Genomic DNA, 2,797 nt, shown 5'->3' with positions numbered 1-2,797 from the left:
GATCTTCTCGAAGATCTCGTCGAGATGCCTTCGCCAACGGCTTGAACGCATAGCCTCGATCCGCCGTTTTCTAATTTCAGACGCGAACATCGGCCCGAATCTGCGCCACCAAAACCGGACGATTTCGTGGCCGATCTCGATGCCTCGCTCGTGCAGCAGATCCTCGACATTCCGTAGCGAAAGCGGAAACCGAATGTAGAGCATCACGGCCAGCCGGATGATCTCCGGGCTTGTTTTGAAGCACTTGAACGGGTCGCGTTTTGCCATCCCGAAACGTTAGCCAGCCCCTGCCCTGCAGCAAGCCAAGTTCTTCTGACACTGCCCCATCAGAAGTTCTGAAACAGCCGGACCGAGACCCCCTGAACATCATATCCGCCGCGCCCGATACCATCCCAGTAGCCCGAGACCGACAGTGCCGGACCCGCGTCCGGGCGGTGTTCCCAGCCGAGCTCGATCCGGCCGCGGCCCGAGGTGTCGTCCCGGTTCAGCGCCGCGATCCCGGCGTCGGTCCGCTCGTGGCTGCCGATCCAGCTCAGCCCTCCGGTAAGGTGATCCACCGTGGTCAGTGCATGCACCACCCCGAGGCCGAAGGTCAATTCGCCAAGCGCCACGCTCTGCACCGGAACCTCGTAACCGACCAGGTCGACGAAACCGTCGTGCCGGTCCTCGGTGTAGGCCAGCTCGACCAGCGGGGTCCAGGTCGTCGCCCCGCGCCGGACCTCGCCCGACAGTTTCAGCGCCGCCAGCCAGCGCTCGGTCTCAAAGCTCTGCCGGCCGATATTCTCCATGTGGATGTCGTTGCTGCTGCGGCCGTAAAGCAGGCGGGCCTCAAGGAAGACCGGGGCCGCGGCGGCACGGTGGACCATGTAGGGCCCCACCAGCCATCCCTGCCCCTCGATATCGGCATAGGGATCGTCCATCCGGGCATGATCCAGCTGCAGCATCGCGCCAAGGATCGTCCGCTCGCCAAGCGCCACATGCCCCCCCAGCGCCCCGAAGGCATAGGACAGTTCCGCCCCCTCGCGCGTGGACCAGGCCAGGTTCAGATCGGCCCAGACAGGGCCCTCTTCGCCAAGGCGCAGATCGAACGAACCGACACCATCGGAATAGTCCAGCCGGTGCCGGGCCCGCCGGTCCCCGCGCAGCAGCGGTGCCAGGTCCGGCTGGCTCGACAGCAGGGTATCGGCTCGCTGCCGCATGAACCGCGTGGTCAGTGCAGGCATCGGGTCCGCCTGCGACTCCGTTGCCCCCCTGACCCGGACAATCTGGCCCGACGTCGAATAATTCAGCACATATCGTTGAACCCACGTTGCCGTGATCTGCCCCGAGAGGTAATAGTAGTCCGTTTTCCCGTCTGGTCCCTCGATCTCAAAGTTCAATTGAAATTCGCAACCGACATTCAAAGAGTATTTATCAGGATAGTAATAGCCCCGGGCCTGCATACTCATATCGGGGCATACGCTTTCGACTGAGTTTCCGGTATTCGGATCCTCGTAGGGCAGTACCTCACCGTCACCGACGGTGATATTGGCCACCCGGTAGCCCACAAGATAACCGCTGGGGGTAAATTCGGCGACAAGATCGAACCCTGCTCCGTCTGGCGCGCAGTTGTCACGGATCGCCAGAACGTTCCGAACCGTCTTGCCGGGGCCAGGGGCCGAACCAAAGTAGTCACAGTAAAAGCCCCAGCCGTCGAAATCGGGGTCATCGCCAACCGTGCCGCCAGGGTCCTGGGCCAGGACCGCCCCGGGAAGGAGGAGGCAGACGACACAGACCAGCGACAGCGGGCCCGCGGCGCCAAGCCGTATCGACCGGATGAAGCTGGAAAGGATCCCGGAAAAAATGATGAACGCCTGACAAATAAAACTCCGCACGATACCTCCGGTACATATGCCTTTGCAATTCAGGGCCGACACAACCTGAGGCATGCCTAGCATATTCACGCAAAACAGGAATTCTCACAAGAACAGGAACATCCGGGGGTGTGGTTTTCGTGCCGACACCCTGAAAACCGACCACGGGGCGGAGCAAAAGTCGGCCAGTCTGGGAGGGACCGGCGCCTTGGCAAACGTGCTCTCCATATAGCTAACGGTTGCCAAGGCGGCTTGGTCCGCAAGGACCAATCCGAATGCGGTTCAGGTTTTCTGCCGGGCCTTGCTCTGTGCGAGGCGATAGCTGTCGCCATTCATCTCCAGAATGCTGACATGGTGGGTCAGCTGGTCAAGCAAGGCGCCTGTCAGGCGCTCTGTTCCGAAGGTCTCCGTCCATTCGTCGAAGGGCAGGTTCGAAGTTATCAGGATGGAGCCGCGCTCGTATCGTTGGGAGATCAGCTCGAACAAGAGCTCGGCGCCGGTCTTGCTGAGATGTGGTTTCATTCGTGGACAGCTCCAGTTTTGCAAAGGATTTCTTGAGTGGAGTGGATCGAAGCAGGTTGCGGTCATTTGTCCGGTCTTTTCGCGCGGCGGATCTGACCGCTGGCCTTGATGAAGTCCGCTTTCCGGGTCCCAATCAGACAACCGAGCTAAAACGCCCAGACATCACATTGGACCTGTCGGCAGGGCCGCCTCTAAAATGGTTGGCGCCGTCAGGACAGGCATCACATCAGCGATCAGGAAACCCTTGGCTCGCCGCAACACTGATACTTGAGACTCTCAGTGTGATAACCCCGCCAACCTTGGGGCATCGCTTGGGGCACTAGTCCATGGGGTGTCAGACGAATTCGAACTCGTCTCAGCAAGGACAGGATAGCTGTCCCTTATACCGCAGAAAGACCGCGCCACTCGGCGAGAGCGGCGGC

At 60.7% G+C, this 2,797-nt stretch carries 1 protein-coding gene and 2 pseudogenes; all 3 read right to left on the bottom strand.

What is annotated here, in order from left to right:
- Positions 1 to 267, bottom strand: a pseudogene (locus PVW46_RS13395) (IS6 family transposase); the annotation flags it as partial.
- 59 nt (positions 268 to 326) lie between these two features.
- Positions 327 to 1,874 (bottom strand): autotransporter domain-containing protein, encoded by a 1,548-nt coding sequence (locus tag PVW46_RS13390; protein WP_069208457.1) that lies wholly within the window; start codon positions 1,872 to 1,874, stop codon positions 327 to 329.
- Positions 1,875 to 2,135: 261 nt separating this feature from the next.
- Positions 2,136 to 2,363: pseudogene (locus PVW46_RS13385) on the bottom strand (ATP-binding protein); the annotation flags it as partial.
- Positions 2,364 to 2,797: the final 434 nt, after the last annotated feature.

Origin of the sequence: Mameliella sp. AT18 (assembly GCF_028807275.1) — a bacterium.
Classification (GTDB): Bacteria; Pseudomonadota; Alphaproteobacteria; order Rhodobacterales; family Rhodobacteraceae; genus Antarctobacter; species Antarctobacter albus.
This window is presented reverse-complemented; position numbering and strand designations above follow the sequence as displayed.